The 16,843-nt window shown below is 50.4% G+C and carries 8 protein-coding genes and 2 pseudogenes; 7 read left to right on the plus strand and 3 right to left on the minus strand.

Annotated features, from left to right (window positions below):
- The first annotated feature begins 91 nt into the window (after nucleotides 1–91).
- From AB1S56_RS06145 to AB1S56_RS06165, 5 genes are all read left to right on the plus strand, one after another.
- A complete protein-coding gene (locus tag AB1S56_RS06145; protein ID WP_340873002.1) occupies nucleotides 92–5,848 on the plus strand; it encodes an S-layer homology domain-containing protein in 5,757 nt (1,918 codons plus the stop codon).
- Nucleotides 5,849–6,015: 167 nt separating this feature from the next.
- The gene (locus AB1S56_RS06150) at nucleotides 6,016–9,261 is read left to right on the plus strand and encodes an S-layer homology domain-containing protein (RefSeq protein ID WP_340873003.1); all 3,246 of its coding nucleotides are present in this window, start codon (nucleotides 6,016–6,018) and stop codon (nucleotides 9,259–9,261) included.
- Between the two features lie 119 nt (nucleotides 9,262–9,380).
- The gene (locus AB1S56_RS06155) at nucleotides 9,381–10,613 is read left to right on the plus strand and encodes a carbohydrate-binding domain-containing protein (protein WP_340873004.1); all 1,233 of its coding nucleotides are present in this window, start codon (nucleotides 9,381–9,383) and stop codon (nucleotides 10,611–10,613) included.
- Between the two features lie 148 nt (nucleotides 10,614–10,761).
- Nucleotides 10,762–11,064: a hypothetical protein gene (locus AB1S56_RS06160; protein WP_340873005.1), complete on the plus strand. Its 303-nt coding sequence runs from the start codon at nucleotides 10,762–10,764 to the stop codon at nucleotides 11,062–11,064.
- A 118-nt stretch (nucleotides 11,065–11,182) separates the two neighbouring features.
- Nucleotides 11,183–11,527, plus strand: a complete 345-nt coding sequence (locus AB1S56_RS06165) for a hypothetical protein (protein ID WP_340873006.1) — start codon at nucleotides 11,183–11,185, stop codon at nucleotides 11,525–11,527.
- 124 nt (nucleotides 11,528–11,651) lie between these two features.
- On the opposite strand, the pseudogene AB1S56_RS06170 reads toward AB1S56_RS06165, so the two are convergent.
- Together AB1S56_RS06170 and AB1S56_RS06175 are read right to left on the minus strand one after the other, a co-directional pair.
- Nucleotides 11,652–12,833, minus strand: a pseudogene (locus AB1S56_RS06170) (right-handed parallel beta-helix repeat-containing protein); the annotation flags it as partial.
- Nucleotides 12,834–12,968: 135 nt separating this feature from the next.
- Nucleotides 12,969–13,562 (minus strand): annotated as a pseudogene (locus AB1S56_RS06175) (LamG-like jellyroll fold domain-containing protein); the annotation flags it as partial.
- A gap of 336 nt (nucleotides 13,563–13,898) precedes the next feature.
- Between AB1S56_RS06175 and AB1S56_RS06180 the strand changes: the two are divergent.
- Together AB1S56_RS06180 and AB1S56_RS06185 are read left to right on the plus strand one after the other, a co-directional pair.
- A complete protein-coding gene (locus AB1S56_RS06180; RefSeq protein WP_340873007.1) occupies nucleotides 13,899–14,153 on the plus strand; it encodes a hypothetical protein in 255 nt (84 codons plus the stop codon).
- A 123-nt stretch (nucleotides 14,154–14,276) separates the two neighbouring features.
- Nucleotides 14,277–15,062 (plus strand): sporulation protein, encoded by a 786-nt coding sequence (locus tag AB1S56_RS06185; protein ID WP_340873008.1) that lies wholly within the window; start codon nucleotides 14,277–14,279, stop codon nucleotides 15,060–15,062.
- 126 nt (nucleotides 15,063–15,188) lie between these two features.
- Here AB1S56_RS06185 and AB1S56_RS06190 read toward each other — a convergent pair whose 3' ends face one another.
- Nucleotides 15,189–16,760 (minus strand): histidine kinase N-terminal 7TM domain-containing protein, encoded by a 1,572-nt coding sequence (locus AB1S56_RS06190; protein ID WP_340873009.1) that lies wholly within the window; start codon nucleotides 16,758–16,760, stop codon nucleotides 15,189–15,191.
- Nucleotides 16,761–16,843: the final 83 nt, after the last annotated feature.

The following is a 16,843-nucleotide window of genomic DNA, read 5'->3' on the forward strand; positions in this document are numbered from 1 at the left end:
AGGAGGAGCCTATATTGTCGAACGATGTAAGAAAAATATCAGGGGTGTATCGTACAATCACAAAAAAAGGACAAGAAAAGAGGTTTGTTAGATGAAGAAACGCAAACCAATTGCCATGCTGATGTCATTCATTATGATGCTGTCTGTACTTCCAATTGTCCCGATAACGGCACACGCCGATGCAAATGGCTGTGATGCAAGCGCCAGAGCTGCATATGGAGGCCTTGGTGGTACAGAGCTTTTCCTAGGCGGCAAATATATTGAGCTTGGGATCAGCAATTGGGGGGATTTCGGCACAGAGGGTACCAAGCCTGCTAACTTTCATGGCACGCATACCTATCCGTATAACCAACATAGAAGCAATATTGGAATGAGCGCAGATCATGACGGCTTCTGTCAAGGAATTGATATGCCAATAGACTACTATTTGCCGGGTACTGCAAAAGAAGGATTTTCAGTAGGATATGCGACTCACCCGGATGGCATTAGAAGTAATGATTTCAGATCCAATATGGCTTTGATGGACGGCAGGCAGCCTGTAACAAATGGACCAATCCTCAAAGGCAAGGAGATGTCCACCACCGTAATCAATACCTCGCAAGTGGATAAAGGCATTCTGAGCGCAACCATCGTCTCGACTTGGATTAATAGAAGTTTAACGAAGGATAATCCTGTAATGGAAGTGAGGCAAGTGATATCCTTCCATGAGGACGATAAGTTTTATCGGAATGATGTCACCCTTACGAATATTTCGGATCAAAGTGATTATCCACGAAGCTGGACAAGCACAAGGTATTCACGCTCGCTTGATCCTGACAATACCGTAGACCAAAACGATATGAGATTTTATGAAACTAGAAATGTGGTTACCCATACGATAGCCGAAGACGGCATTGCTGTGGTCAAAGCGGAATCACATCTAGATGATGATCGGTTATACCAAGTATTCGGCTCAAGGATGCCGATTTTCTATTATTCCGAGGATCCGGCAGCAAGAGGCTCCGTCTTTGGCGGCTATACAACCAATCCTTATACTGATGCCGTATATACGACACCTCGACAGAAGAATTTGCCTTGGGTTAACGATGTGTCGATCGGAATGAGTTGGGATGCGGGTCCTCTGGAGCCAGGTGAGAGGAGTGAAGTCTTTACCTACTATACGAGCTTGGATGAGCGAGTATTTGAAGAAGTCATTGCGGACATCCAATTGGATGAACGGGGTCTGCAGCCTTTCGAGGAGACGGAAGCGAATGATGGTACGGTATCCGGTAAACAGAAAGTGGCGATTTCCGGGGCGACACTTGTCGAGACGCTGGATATGAATCATATTCGCGTCAATAATCTTCCAGCGGGCTTAGGCTTTGCGGCCACTCGCTTGAGTGACAGTGAGATCGAAATGGAGTTGACGGGTGCGGCTGCCCAGCATCGCAAGGAAGCATCGGTCGACAACTTATCTGTAACGGTCGGTAAAAATAATTTGATAGGGTCTTCAGCAGATCTTACGACCAAGACGTTCAGTGTGACATTTATGGATCCTGCCCTGCTTGCTTTGGATAAAGGGATCGTGACGGGGAATGTGAACGGTGAACTCGATGAGGCGCTTACATTGTCCATTACGAACGGTACATTCGCCACAGATATTTCGATAGATGACATCGTGGTCCATCATCTTCCTGATGGTCTAAGTGCGACATTGACAGGAGCCTCTGCCCATGAGCTGCAGATTGGATTTAGTGGAGCGACGGCGGATATGGTGGATGTGAATACGGCGTACGTAACGGTACAAGCAGGTGGGCTGATTGGAAGCCCGACGGATTTAAGGACGAATACGTTCAAAATTGACTTTCCGGAAATAGAGCCCTTTGTGGTTGTGCAATCCCCCCTATACGAGTCGGAAGCCAATGATGGCAGTATCGCTGACCAATTGGTGTTAACGCTTGTAGACGGTACTTGGGATTCCAATGCTACAGATGCAGTTAATGCGGTCAATTGGCCAGCAGGCTTGGAACCGGGGGAGGCTATACTGAACAGTCCAACCCAAATGACGGTTTCCATCAACGGGCAAGCAAGCAGTCATGAATGGATTGATAGTATTCAAGAGGCACAAGTTGAAATCATGGGCATCCCGTCCAACACGTTTTCGATTATGTTCCGTTCACCACTGTCGTTTATTACAGCCTCACCTGATGTGCTCCATAATGCGGGCGACGGCTCCATAGCAGAGACACTGACGGTTACGCTGCATAATGGCAGATTTGCAGGTGAAGTCATGAGCTCGGGTGTGACGGTCAACAATCTACCGGAGGGGCTTGGCTTCGACGTGGCGCGTATAAGCGACACCCAACTGGAGCTACAGTTCACAGGACAGGCAACCAAGAAGCTCGAAGCTTCTTCATTCGCCTCAGTTACTGTTGATGCTGGTAATGTGATGGACGCTGTGTCGTCGTTAACCTCCAATCCTGTAGATATTCGGGTTCCAGATGATGCGTCATTAGCTGTTCTGGATGCCATGCATCTGACTTGGGATACGATAAGGGAAGAGAATGTCCTACAGACCTCCGTTCAAACGAATGTATGGCTCCCAGCTACAGGAATATACGGCAGCAATATAACGTGGACGACCTCGAAGGATTCCGTCATTTCTCTTGACGGTACCGTGGTTAGACCTTCTTTTGAAGAGGGGGATCAGGAGGTCACCTTAACAGCGGAGCTTGTGAACGGTACTTCCACACAAACCAAGATTTTTGAGCTTATTGTCAAGAAATTGGCAGGCACAGACGAGCAATCGGTCAATGAGGATGCGGACCAAGTGACATGGGACATGATCCGGCAGAAGAATGTGATACAGGATAGTGTTACCTATGACTTGAATCTGCCAAGCGAAGGGGAATACGGCAGCAGTTTGACTTGGACCACTTCGCAAGCCGCTGTCATTGACACGAATGGCAAGGTAGTACGTCCACAGAAAGAGGAGGGCGACCAGCAGGTCACTTTAGTTGTAAGAATCAGCAAAGGTGATGCTGCCGTTACAACAACCTTTGATCTTATTGTTATAGCTCTGGAAGACGATGTTCAAGCTCAACTGGACGAAGTCATCGGCACATTGAGAATTGGTTATGCTGACCAGGATTCGGCGCAAAGTGTGACACAGGATATTACACTGATCTCTGAGGGTTTTTATGATGCTGAGGTCGTATGGACCAGTCACCGTAGCGAGCTAATCAGTCATACCGGAAAAGTGAACCGTCCCCTTAAGGATACGGTGGTAAGAATAACAGCGCGAGTCACGAAGGACGGCTTCTTTCGAGAAAAGGACTTTTTCGTCACAGTGAAAGGAACAAGTGGAATCAGTCTCCCGCAGGATGAGGATGATGTAGAAATTGGATATGCACCTGGGGATTCAGCGGACCATGTCACAAAAAACTTGTACCTGACGAAGCTTGGTCATACGGGCTCTGAAGTGACTTGGGCTTCGGACAAGCCAGCCGTTATCTCGAACAGCGGACGAGTGAATCGACCGGGTCCAGATGAAGCTGACGAAATAGTTGAGCTTACGGCAACACTTAGGGACCCTGACAACCCGCTCATCACAAGAACGAAGACCTTTAGGGTCACGGTTATCAAGCTGAGTGATCAGGAGGCGGTTGACGAAGCGGCCAAGAAGCTGAAGATTGATGATGCGGCCGAATTCGTAGACGGAGACATCTGGGAAGGGGTTACAGAGGCGTTTCTTCTCCTGAAGCAAGGTGCATATGATACGGATATTACATGGGAATCGAATACACCTTCCGTGATCGAGGTCGACCTGGAGGGCGAACAGGCGCAAGTAAACGTCACCCGGCAACGGGAAGAGAAGCATGTCATCTTGACGGCTACGTTTACAAGAAACGATAAGACCGCTACAAAGCGATACTTAATTATCGTAAAGGCATTGGGCATTACCAAGGACGGCGGCACTCGATTGGACACGGTCAGAGATGCTAAGCTGGCAACGCTACAAGACGGGGCTCCAGTAGAGCAGAGCATCAAGATTCTGCGGACAGTCATGTCTAACGGGACCAAGATTGACACGATTATAGTCGATGATAATGGGATGTATGACTTGGTTGCATCGATTGACCCGAACGATCCTGATGCGTTAAATCGTCTTGTCACCATCACCCATGATGATGATGAGCTTGAGCATGCGGATGAAATTGCTGTCGAAATTCCAGCGACGGCTATAACAACGATGGCAGGTCGGAACATATCCCTGCATATTGGAAGTGACCTGGCTTCGATTCAGCTGGATGAAGCAAGTGTGAAAGCAATCGAGGATATGGGGACAGATTTGTACTTTAGAGTTGCACCTGTGAACCAAACACAAGATCAGGCAAGGATTCAGAGTAACGCAATGAATATTGGCGCTACTAAGATTACTTTAGCCGATAACGAGCAGATTCAGACGATTGGAAAGCCGAGAGTCATCGAGTCGAACTATCATGGGGTGATTACAGAGGTTCTTATTCCTTTGTCAGATTTCTCCGATCAGATCCCGGTTGGAAGCTCAGCAGAAAGAGACGTATTCTTGAATAGTCTCAGGATTTATGTGGAGCATAGTGACGGAGAATTTGCAGTGTATACACCGCAGCGAATGGTATATACGAATGCTGGTGTGCCGACTGCGGCTGCATTCCAAATTAGCAAATTCAGCAGCTTCCAGCTGATTCGCTTGGTTGAGGGCAGCACAGGAGGCGGATCGACTGGTCCTGGCACCCTGCCGGCACTTGAACCGGTATCGGAGGAAGAATTCCCATTAACTTGCAAGAGGGTGCAGGAGCTTCAGGACCTGAATGAAGTTATTGAGGTGAATACCGAGAGCTGGACGATTAAGCTGAATGCCGCTGACTTGAATTTGGAAGATATAAGTCTGTTATTTGACGGGCAAGAAAGGGATCATTGCGAGATTGTAATGAAAGTTACAATCGTCGAAGCAGATGAAGACCAAGAGGACGAGTTCAAGAAAGCGGCTGAACACAGGGAAGTTGATGTCGTAGGAGATCAGGTGTACATCTCGATCGAAGCTGTATATGACGGACAAACTAGGCCGGTGACGAGCCGCGGAAAGATGGAGTTCACATTGCCGATTCCGGATGGCATGAAGATTACGACAGGCGTATTGTACAGGGAAGGGAATCTGCATCATCAACCAACGTATGTATTCATTGAGAATGGACGTTATTATGCTCGCATCAACAGCTTTGAAACCGGACTTTTCGGACTGATCTGGAACCCGCAGCAATTCGCAGATGTAGAGAACCATTGGAGCAAGCTGGACGTAAACGACATGTACTCTAGACTTGTTGTGAACGGGGTTAACGAAGCCTCCTACGAGCCAGAGCGTGAAATAACGAGGGCGGAATTCACCGCTATCTTGGTCAGGGCTCTGGGAATCGTAAGACATGAGTTGGTTGTACCGAAATTTAGCGATGTGCCTGACAAAGCATGGTATCAGGGAGAGATGGCCGTCGCCATCGAGAACGGACTAATAGAAGGGTATCCTGACGGAACGTTCAGACCGGGTAACAACATCACGCGACAAGAAGCGATGATGATTATGAAGAGAGCGATGACCATCACGGAGTTGGAGTCGTCGCTTAGCGAGGAGTTATATCTAAAGCTTCTTCTAACCTTCGTGGATGGGAATACCATTGCGGATTGGGCAGAATCAGCCGTCCAGAGCAATCTTTCTACGGGAATTATTGTTGGAAGAAATGGACGATTGGATCTAAATGCGGGCATTACACGTGCGGAGACCTCGGCAATAGTGAGGAGATTATTGATTCTATCGGAACTCATTAATCCGTAGTTCATCTCGCTTATTTTTAATTGAACAATACGGTTGCAACTAGTAGACTAGAACTATATCTATAGACATACATACTAGTGCAGCAGGAAGGTGGACTTATGTTGAGACATCAAGTGAAAAAAAGTTTTATAGTTTTTATGCTTGTAATGCTATTTGCAGCAACGATCATGCCCCCAGTCTATGGTGACAGGAGCACGATTCCGAACGGTGATGGCATGAGCCACAGCGCAGAGGTTGAACCGAACCCGCTCGGGGATAATTTGTCGACAACGGAGTACGATATATTACCGGCAGGTTTTTCCTCTATGGGAGGGACGTTTGATGGTCGTTATATATGGATGGCCAGCTTTAACGGCAGTGTTGTGGCTATACAGAAGGTGGACACCTCAACTGGAACTACAGAAAGCATAAGCTTGCCTAACGATGTTAGCGGTAATTTTGTTGGCAGCGTGTTCGATGGACAGCACGTTTGGTTCATTCCGCACTCCAGCAATAAGCTGGTTAGAATAAACAAGGATACTAACGTGATAACTTCATTCGATGGATGGCCTGCCGGGTCCCGAGCTACAGAAAGTTCTGGACAATTTGCAGGGGGAGCATTCGATGGTACATACCTGTGGCTTTCGCCTTATGGTGCATTAAAGGTTGTGCGTGTGGATGTATCCGACGGATCTATGACTGCTTATGATCTGCCTGGCGCCATTTCCTCCTCTTCCTCCAGCAAATTTATTGGCGCCGTGTATGACGGAGAGAGAGTCTGGCTTCTTCCTTATTCGGCGTCGGAAGTCGTTAGCATTAACCCAGCAGATGGATCCATGACGACGCATAGCAGCTGGCCTGCGGGCTTTGCCAAAGCTACAAGCTCCATTATAGGCGGCGTATTTGATGGTAGGTATATTTGGCTGACACCATATTTAGCGGATCAAATTGTTCGTCTCGATACAATGGATGGATCCATGATGGGGTTTAATAGTTGGCCAGCCGGCTTTGATAAGACGTCAAGCATGTATTTCGGCGGAGCTTTCGACGGCCAAGCGATTTGGTATATTCCACTACTAGGCGGCAAGCTTATTAAAATTGATAAGGATAATGGAGAAATTCAGAGCTTCAGCCTGAATGTTTGTGGAAGTCCAAGCTATATGGGAGGCATATTCGATGGGAATCGCATCTGGCTGGTTCCGGGTTCCCCTGTTACGAAGCTTGCCAGTATTGGCACTTCGCTTGGGAGTGGTGACGACACTGCGCCCGTCTTAACTAGCGGTGACCTGGCTGCATCTTCTATTACGTATTCCGGAGCCGTTCTAAGCTGGAGCAAGGCTTCGGATAACGTCACTGTATCGTGTAACCTGGAGTATCAGGTGTACCAATCGGCCAGTCCCAATATTGGTACAGTTGCCGATATAGAAATTAATGGAACTCCAATCGGGTCACCAGCCAAGGATATTGCGACGAGTTCTATTACAGGTCTCACGCAAGGGACAAGCTATTATTTCAACGTTCTTGTGAAGGATGGCAGCGGCAACAAAACAGCTTATACCATGACGCAAGTGACAACACTGGAGCCTACGGTTACGCTTAGCTACAATGGCAACGGCCATACGGAAGGAAGTGTCCCTGTTGACGGCACGGCTTACACCCAAGGACAAGCGGTAGCTGTAGCTGGCAATACAGGAGCTTTGTACAAGAGTGGTTATGTGTTCGAGGGCTGGAATACAGCCGCGGATGGAAGCGGTCAAGATTATGCGCCGGGTGCTTCGATAACGTTAGGTTCCACGAATGTTACGCTTTACGCCAAGTGGAGACCGCTGAGCGAAGAAGCGAGATTAAGCGCATTGGAGTTATTCGGAGTGTTGCTGTCACCTGCCTTCGATTCAGATACGCTGGCTTATACGGCAACAGTAGGTTATGCAGTAGAGAATACGACAGTTACGGCAACTGCTTCATCAGACCTGCACGATACAATGACGTTAAACGGAGACACTGTGCTCGTTAGCGGACAAACCAGCGCACCTGTTGGGCTGGCTGTCGGACAAAACGAGCTGAAAGTGAAGGTGACAGCAGAGGATTCGGCAACTGAGATGACCTATACGGTAAATATTACACGTGAAGCGCTCATTCTCCCTCCAACTGTGCCTGCACCTCCGAAGGAGGATGGCTTCCGGATTATCGTGAACGGTCAGCCGCAGGAGCAAATTGCATCAGTCGAGAGGCACAATTCCAACGGACGCTCCAGCCTGTCGGTTCATGTGGACACAGATAAGCTCGCGGCCCAGTTAGCGAAGGAAGGGAGCAAGCCTACGATAACCATTCCTGTTACGGGCGCCTTCGATAAGGTGTCCACGAATTTAAACGGTGCCGCGGTGAAAGCGATGGAGAATAAGCAGGCGCTGCTTGATATTCAGACGCCAATTGCCAATTATAGACTTCCTGCTTCGGAGCTCGGAGTTGAACGCCTCAACGAGCTGCTTGGTGAAGGCGTGCAGGCAGAGGATATGGTAGTACAGATTGTGATTGAGATGAGCGATGCAGAGAAAGTGCTGCTTATGAATGAAGCCGAGGCGAAGGGCGGCTTTCAGGTGCTTACAGCACCTGTAGACTTCAAGATTTACGCCAGCTACCAGGAGAAGACCGTTGAGGTCAAGCAATTTACCGCGTATGTAGAGCGTGAGATTATGTTGCCGGAAGGGACAGACGCCGGTAAAGTAACGACCGCCCTTGTGTTGAATGCCGATGGATCTACGTATCATGTGCCGACTTACGTAACGAGTCGTGATGGGAAGTCGTACGCTGTTATTAATAGCTTGACGAACAGCACGTATACGCTTGTATATAGTCCCAAGTCATTCAAGGACTTGGAGGGTCACTGGGCGCAATCCGTTGTGACGGATTTGGCATCCCGACTTGTTATAAACGGAGTATCCGCGGAGCGTTATTCCCCAGATACTGCTATCACCCGAGCCGACTTTGCCGCGATTGTCATCCGCGCTCTTGGCTTGTCAGAGGCGAATGGAATGTCCGATTTCCTGGATGTAGAGGATGAGGCGCATTATGCAGGGGCCGTTGCAAGAGCCCAGGAGTTTGGGTTAATTGAAGGGTATCAGGATGGAACCTTCCGTCCAGATCAAACGATTACACGGCAGGAAGCTATGGTTATTCTGACTCGTGCCTTTAAACTTGCGGGTCTGTCTACAGAGTGGACCTCGTCAGAGGATCCAGAGTCCAACTTAGCAATGTTCGCGGATCGAGACACCATTGCAGCTTGGGCAAAGCCGGCAGCTGCGACTATGGTTCGCCATCAGCTGGCAATGGGGAATGGCGGCTTTGAGCTTATGCCGGAGAAGGAGCTCACTCGCGCAGAGACGGCAGCTCTGGTGCAACGATTGCTGAAGGCTGCAGAGCTTATCAATGAATAATATTTAGGGAGCCCGTGAGGGCTCCTTCTTTTTGTTCAAATCCTTGTTCAGATTCATTTAAGAAACAAACCTTATGATGACTGCATACTAACAACCCGATATGATAAGGAGTGTTTCAGATGAAATCCAAAACATTACATACAGCAGGTGCCGTTACGATGGCGTTATGGATAACCTTAGCGGCTGCGGGGTGCTCTGAGTCAGGGGAACGCGTGACCGTAACGACAAACCAGGGTTTAGCAGCAGATGGATCGGCACCGGAAGTGATCGTCGGTTCGGAGGAATCGGAGGTTGCTGCGGGGACGACCGTCTCCGAGGTTTCGGACTATTTTAGCGAAAGAGATCTCGTGCAAACGGCAGACCTGGCGAACGCTGCCTCGATTGAACTGGAAAGCGGTCAGGATGTGAGGATCACGGAGGAAGGGGTCTATGTGCTTGGCGGCGATGTCTCCAATGTGACGGTTGTGGTGGAAGCAGCCGACGATGCCAAAGTCCAGCTGGTTCTGGACGGAGTCGCGATAACGAATGTAGATGCGCCGGCTATATATGTGAAGGCTGCCGACAAAGTATTTGTTACGACCACAGACAGCAGCAGCTCTATGGAGGTGACGGGCAGCTATACGGCAGATGGAGAAGGTAATCTGGATGCCGTTATTTTCTCAAGAGCCGATCTGACGCTGAACGGAACGGGGAGCTTGGCTATTATAGCGCCTACAGGCAACGGTATTGCTTCCAAGGATGATCTGAGAATTACTGGAGGCGAATATACCATTGAAGCCGCTGCCGACGGCTTGGAGGCCAATGATGCGATCAAGATTCACGATGGAATCCTCACCATCCAATCAGGCAAGGATGCCTTGCATAGCGAGAATGAAGAGGATGCTTCTCTGGGATATGTCTACATGGAAGGCGGCACCTTGCAGATATCCGCTGTAGACGATGCAATCCGCGCCAACAGCTACGTTCGAATAGATGGAGGCACAATTAACATTGAGATGTCTCAGGAGGGCATTGAAGCTAACTATATTACCATCAATGATGGTCAAATCACGTTATATGCGAAGGATGACGGCATTAACGCGTCGGCGAAGGTTGATGCGCCTGTAGGGATTGAAGTGAATGGCGGAACCATTCATGTAGAGGTGGGCAGCGGTGATACGGACGCATTTGATTCCAATGGCAATCTCTATATTAATGGAGGAATCATAACGGTAGAAGCTTCATCTGCTTTTGACTTTGATGGCGAGGGTGGATTAAACGGCGGCAATGTGACGGTCAATGGCGCAACGATTACCGAGCTAACCGCATCCCGAGGCGGCGGTATGGGGATGGGTATGGGTGGTCGACGATAGCAAAGTGTAAAAAAAGGGGTTCCCTAACGTTAACGTCAGGGAACCCTTTTTGTCGATTTTCCTATTATCCTATCAGGAGAAATATTAAATTTTAAATCAAGGCGTCAAAATATTTACAATTGGACTGGGCAGCAGTATTGATGTAAGCTTGTTGAAAAATATCGCAGAAGCAACAGGCGGCAAGTATTATCACGCGACTACAGCTTCAGATTTGTCCGGCATATTCGAACAGACCTCCTCGGAGACCGTTGATTTGACGAGGGATACGGATGGGGATGGGCTATCGGATTACCACGAGAAGCGGGGCATGCGAGTGAACACGAGCTGGATTACACCGCTTATGATCGAGCGGATACCGATGCCGACGGCCTGGGAGCCAGCTTCTTATTCCATAGGCTGGGAAAAGATATTGGGCCATGGACTGCCAGGGATGAGTACGGCTATCCTCTAACTCCGGATGATGCGTTCGGGTATGAGACCTCAAAACTGCACGCTATTGATTTATTTATTGGAGATTCCATGCTGAAGTATCCGAACACATCCACAATATACTAAGAGTTGGTGAAGCTATGGCTGATTGGAAGCATTATATAATCACGCATAGGAAGCTGTGGTGGGTATATGTGATTTCGATTCCAGTCTCCTTGCTGGGATTGCTTGTGTCTGTCATATTCGTCGTAAGGCTGCTGGAGGCCATGAACGTAAGCGCGAGTGGAAATCTAGCTGGATCAAGCTTTATTGCGGCATTCATAGGCGCATTGCCTGCGCTCTATGCCAACACTGTCGCCGCAAGAGGTTATTCAGGTAAACATGCAGGGGCACAAGTCGCGCTTACTCACTTGATAACGCTGCTTGTATATTTTCTAATCATGTATTTGTGCTTGTACGCGATGATTATCGATTTCAGACGGTGAGTGAAGCGGGAATTCGTATCCGGATACGTTCGAGTGGTAGCCAAGAGTGACACAATAAATGCCCCTCCGCCATGATTGGCAGAGGGGCTGTTCTCATGGGAGCTGAGGAGAATGAACAGCTCCTCTATGGAATATCCTTTGCTCCAATATCCGTCCCCGAGGGCGTTCCTGCGCCGATCAAGTCGCTGCCGGAGGCCAGCTTCAGGAAGCTGCCCAGATTCGGTGAGCCATCCGAGTTCCGCACAAGATATGGCGTCAAGCTGACGAAGTCGGCATCCGAAGCCAGCAGGCCGCCAGCATTCGAACTCTTGTTGTTCTTCCACCAGACATTGCTTCCGGCTACGTCGGTTCCGCTGGTCTTGTCGCTGGAGCCGCCCTTGTAGGAAAGATTGTTCTTGAACTGATGGGTCCCGTTGTCGAACGCGAAGTTGCTTTGGCCATTATTGTACGACGTATTGTTCGTCATTGTGATTGAGCCAGGGTTGCTGTTGAAGGTAAAGCCATGCTTCTTGTTCTGGTAGGCGATGGAGTTCTGAACGATATGATGAACGGGAATGTTCTCGCCGCCCAGCTTGAAGCCGTTGCCATCGCTGTTGCTTGTCGTGCTGCCGGAGGAGGTCTGGCCGTTGTGATGCGCAATGCTGTTCAGAATTGTGACGGGGCCAATTGCGCCGGTGTCCGTCTTGGTATACAGATCCCAGCCATCGTCCGTGTTATAGGCCGCGATGCAGCCATCGAAGACGTTGCCATCCCCGGTGGTCAGCTTCGCGGCGAAGCCGTCGGCGTCTTCTCCATTGTCGGGATCGAAGTTGTCGTGGGAATACGTATTCAACACCAAATTATGGCTAGGCCATTCACTCTTGGCAGCCGTAGAGGCGTATCGTCCCAGCTGCACGCCGGTATCCTTATTATGGTGTACGTCAAGATTCTCGAGCCGGTTGTAGCTTCCGCCGATGAAGATGCCGTTATCTGCGGCTCCCTTGATTTCCAAGCCTTTGATGACCCAATAGCTGCCGTTCAGCTGAATGCCGCGGGCGTTCTGCGACACATTGGAGGCGTTATACGGCTGAGAGGAGAAGTCCAGAATTGGCTTCTCAGAGCCGTAAGGCTGAATATGCTTCTTCGCGCTGCTTGATCCATTGTTCGTCCGCTCGATGGTGACTTGACTGGAGAAGGAGTAAGTGCCGCCTCGCAGATAGATGGTACCGCCAGGCGCTACTCTGGTTAGCGCTGCGGTCAGCGTTGTCGGGCTGCTCAGCGTGCCGGGATTGCTGTCTGAGCCATTCGGAGCGGCATAAATCGCCCCGGTTACGGGAGGCGTTGACGTCGGCGCTGGTGTAGGGGATGGAGCAGGCGTCGGCGCAGGCGTAGTCGTAGGCGTCGGCGAAGCTGTAGGCGTCGGCGTAGCGGACGGGGAACCCGCTGAATCAGAAACCGAGACATCATCAAATTTGGTGACGGTTTTGTAAGCGACGAGCCCAATGCCGCCCGAGGATAGACTGGAGTCGCTTGCAGTAAGCTGCAGCTGTCCATTCACGTACATGTTCAGCGTAGAGCCGTTCAGCTCCAGCTTGACGGTGTACCAGGTGCCGGTGGACAACGTGTAGTCTTTGGTGGCGAGCGTCGTGCTGGACCCGCCAACCTTCTTGCGGATCTCCAGCTTACCGCCGGTGCTATTGTAGAGGGATGCGGCATAGAAATTGTTCCCGTCCTGATAACGGCCGGCCACGTAAACTCGGTTCGAGCCGTTCCAGTTGTCTACCTTTACACGGGCTTCGACGCTATAGTTCGTCCACGAGGAGCTGCCTGTCGAGGCGCGCCCTTCACTGGTGCTTGACTGATAATAGACGGGCGAGCCGCTGTCAGTCACGACGGACCAAGAGCCGTTTTGCGTGGACCATCCATCGGCCTGGCCATCATTGAAATTATCGGAGAATAGACTGGCGGCATAAGCTTGCTGGAAGACGAGAAGTCCTGCGATAGATGATGCGGCAACGATAGAAGCGAGCGCTTTCAATTTTGTGCGGGGTGCCATTAGTAATTCCTCCTTAGAATGGATTCTTCGACGAGCTTTACATCATAGCTTGCATGGCGAGTCCGGTGCTTCCTCTCCTTTCGTTCCAATATGTTCCTGCATCCCTAGATATAGCCTAATGAACTTCGGTGCGGCAATAATCATCCTGTTATAAGTTGCCAAACCACGCGTACAGCGAACGTTCGCGCAGCGGAGATAATCATTTTGTTAGATGGTAATCAATTCGTGATCTCTCAGGCTATCCTTCCAAAAAAAATACTAGATTCATGAATGAACGCCGCCGGACGGGCAATCCTGAGTAATACAAGATCAGGTAAGTAGGAAAGGGTGGCGTGTATGGTTGCGATTCACGCGGTTCATCGACGTCTGGCTGAGCTGGCCTTGAAGGCTAAGCTGACGGGAGGGAGCTACGAAAGATTGTCGCTGATGGAGAGGCAGGAGCTTGTTCACTGCCTGTCCGTTAATCTGGAGCTGGTGCGCAAGCTGGATTCTCTGAAATCGCTTGCGTTTCTTGCCTATGAGCAAGGGGATATGGTCTGGCACAATGAAATTTGCGAGAAGCTGGAGGAGCTGGAAGCGGGGCTGATATAAGCGGAAAAATGGATGGTTTGCTACCTATTCGTCTTCTTCTTCGTAAAAGTTTGTTATGATAAGAGTGCCGGAGCCGCTCCGGCATGTCTTCATCCATACTTAATCAATCGAAGGAGAGATGGCATGTCATTTTTTAATCGTATGATGGCTAGTGTGGGAATTGGAGCCGCTAAGGTAGACACCATGCTTGAGAAGCCTAACTATTGTCCTGGAGAAGAAATCCGAGGTGCTGTTCGTATTCAAGGGGGTTCCGTCAACCAGCGAATCGAAGGCATCGATCTATCTGTCATGACTTATTACGTCAAGGAAGTTAACGATTCCAAGATGAAGCAGAACGTAGAGCTGGGCAGAGTGCGCGTGTCCCCTCCGCTGGATGTGAAGGCGAATGAGCTTAAGGAAATCGGCTTTGTTTTCCAGCTGGCGCCAAATACACCCCTGTCGATCGGCCGCACGCCGGTCTGGATCAAGACGACGGCCGATATTCGCGCTGCGATGGACCCCACAGACAACGATTATATCGAGGTCATGCCGACCTACGCGCAGAGCGCTGTGCTGGAGGCTATTGAAGCGCTGGGCTTCCGTATGAAGTCGGCGGAAACCGTATACGCTCCGAAGCTAGGGGACTCTTATTCGCCATTTGTGCAGGAGTTCGAATTTATTCCTTACTCCGGCTCATACCGCGGCCGTCTCGATGAGCTGGAGCTGGTATTCTTGCGCAATCACGGCGCAGCTCTGGAGCTGCTGCTGCAGATTGACCGCAAGGCGACAAGCCTGTTCGGGATGTTCGCCGAAGCAATGGATATGGACGAATCGTTTGTCCGCGTATCTATCTCCGGAGATGACGTTCAGCGCGGGCCTCAGCATGTGGCTGCTGTGCTTGACCAGATTATTGCCAGGTACGCGCATTAACTCAGACGCTATATGCAACCTCGGTCAAGCTGCCCGTGAACAACGGGCAGCTTATTGCACGTGAAGTTGAGTCCAACATTTGGTATTAGTCGGACGACTTTGTGCTTTACGCGGGGTTCAGCTCATTTAGCCCCTTTCCAGCAAATACCCCTCCGGCATGCTTACCCGATTCCTGCCTTGCCGCTTCGCCTCGTACAGCGCCTCGTCTGCCTGCCGCAGCAGCCATTCCAGACTGACTCCACCGCCGGCGGAGGTTGCCGCAACACCAAAGCTTGCAGTAACGGTCAAGCTTTCAGCATCCACTGCAAGCGGCCTCTCCTCCAGCGCACTCCTTAATTCATTCGCAAGCGCATAAGCGTCATGGATACCGGACCCCGGTATGGCAATCACAAATTCTTCCCCGCCGTACCTCCCCAGCAAGCAATCGGGCCCAACGACTTCTCGGCAGACGGTTGCAACATGCATGAGCACAGCGTCCCCGACATCATGGCCGTATGTGTCATTAAAGCGTTTGAAGTGGTCGATGTCGAACAGAATAACCGCTGCTGAGGCGTGATCCACGGCATGCTCCTCCAGCATGGCCCGTGACTGCGAGACGAAGCGGGCGCGGTTCAGCAGGCCGGTCAAGGAATCGTAGTAGGCCATTTGCTTCAGCTGCTCCTGCAGCATGCGCTGCTCCGTCACATCAATCAGCATTAGCAGGCTGCCCACCGCGACTCCGCCCTGTCTCGTTATGAGCGAGGAGCGAATCTCGTATTCCGCCATATGCTCGCCCGAGCTCCAGCGCAGATGGCCCTGAACGCCTTCAATGCTGCGCTCCAGCGGGAATTCTGTGCCTGCCAGACGCTTCCATACGGAGTCCAGCGTCAGTCCCACCAAGCCGGGACCCAGCGCGGGCAGCATCCGGCCTGCCGCAGCATTGTAATCAATCAGCCGCTCTGACAAATCAAGCACGAGAACGCCCTCGCCCATGCTCTCGAATAAGCGTTCCTTGGCAATGGGAGAGATTCTTAACATCTGAGCGGACATAAGCGCCCATAGGTACATGGCTGAAGTGACGCACAGCACGAAGGGAACAATGTCCATACCGTCCGGCGTTACTCCCATTAGATAGATGAAGGAGGCTGTCATAGGAAGGAATTGCCCGCATATAAGCGTGAGCAGCTGCTTGCGATAAGCCTTATTTGTCTTCCGCCATTGCCTGATCAGCAGAATGCCCCCGGCGAGCAGGCAGCCGAATGTAAAGGCTCCGTGAATAAGGTACCATTGACCGACAACGACATCGGCCATTGGCGTAGGCGAGCTTTCCCGCAAATAGATATCTTTATAAAATAAATGATGGCTGTCGTTCGTGATGACCAGCGCCAGCGTCGTGACGGGAATTGTGAACATAGCCCAAACTGCCCAGCGGGGGAGAGACTTGCCCATATAGCGAAGGACCAGCATCAGGCCTATGACGGGAGCAAACGCTATGCCGAGATATTCGACAATAATCCAGCGCTTGATCTCGGCCAGGCTGTCGCTGGCAAGCTCGAAGCCGAATCCAAAAATATATATGGATTGAAGCGCCGTTAACAGGATGAGATTGCGCGCATCCGGGAGATCCTTCCTTTTGTAAACCGCAAACATACAGAGCAGAACACTGATTACGCCGGAAGTGACAATCAGGGTGAGGTACATGGTTAACCGGGATTCCATTGGCATCGGGCTCCAATATTCCTTATTGTTCGTATTGTTCCATCGTATCATAATATACGGGGACTTGCCCCCTTGGAAAAATG

The sequence above is a fragment of the Paenibacillus sp. PL2-23 genome, assembly GCF_040834005.1.
Lineage (GTDB): Bacteria > Bacillota > Bacilli > Paenibacillales > Paenibacillaceae > Pristimantibacillus.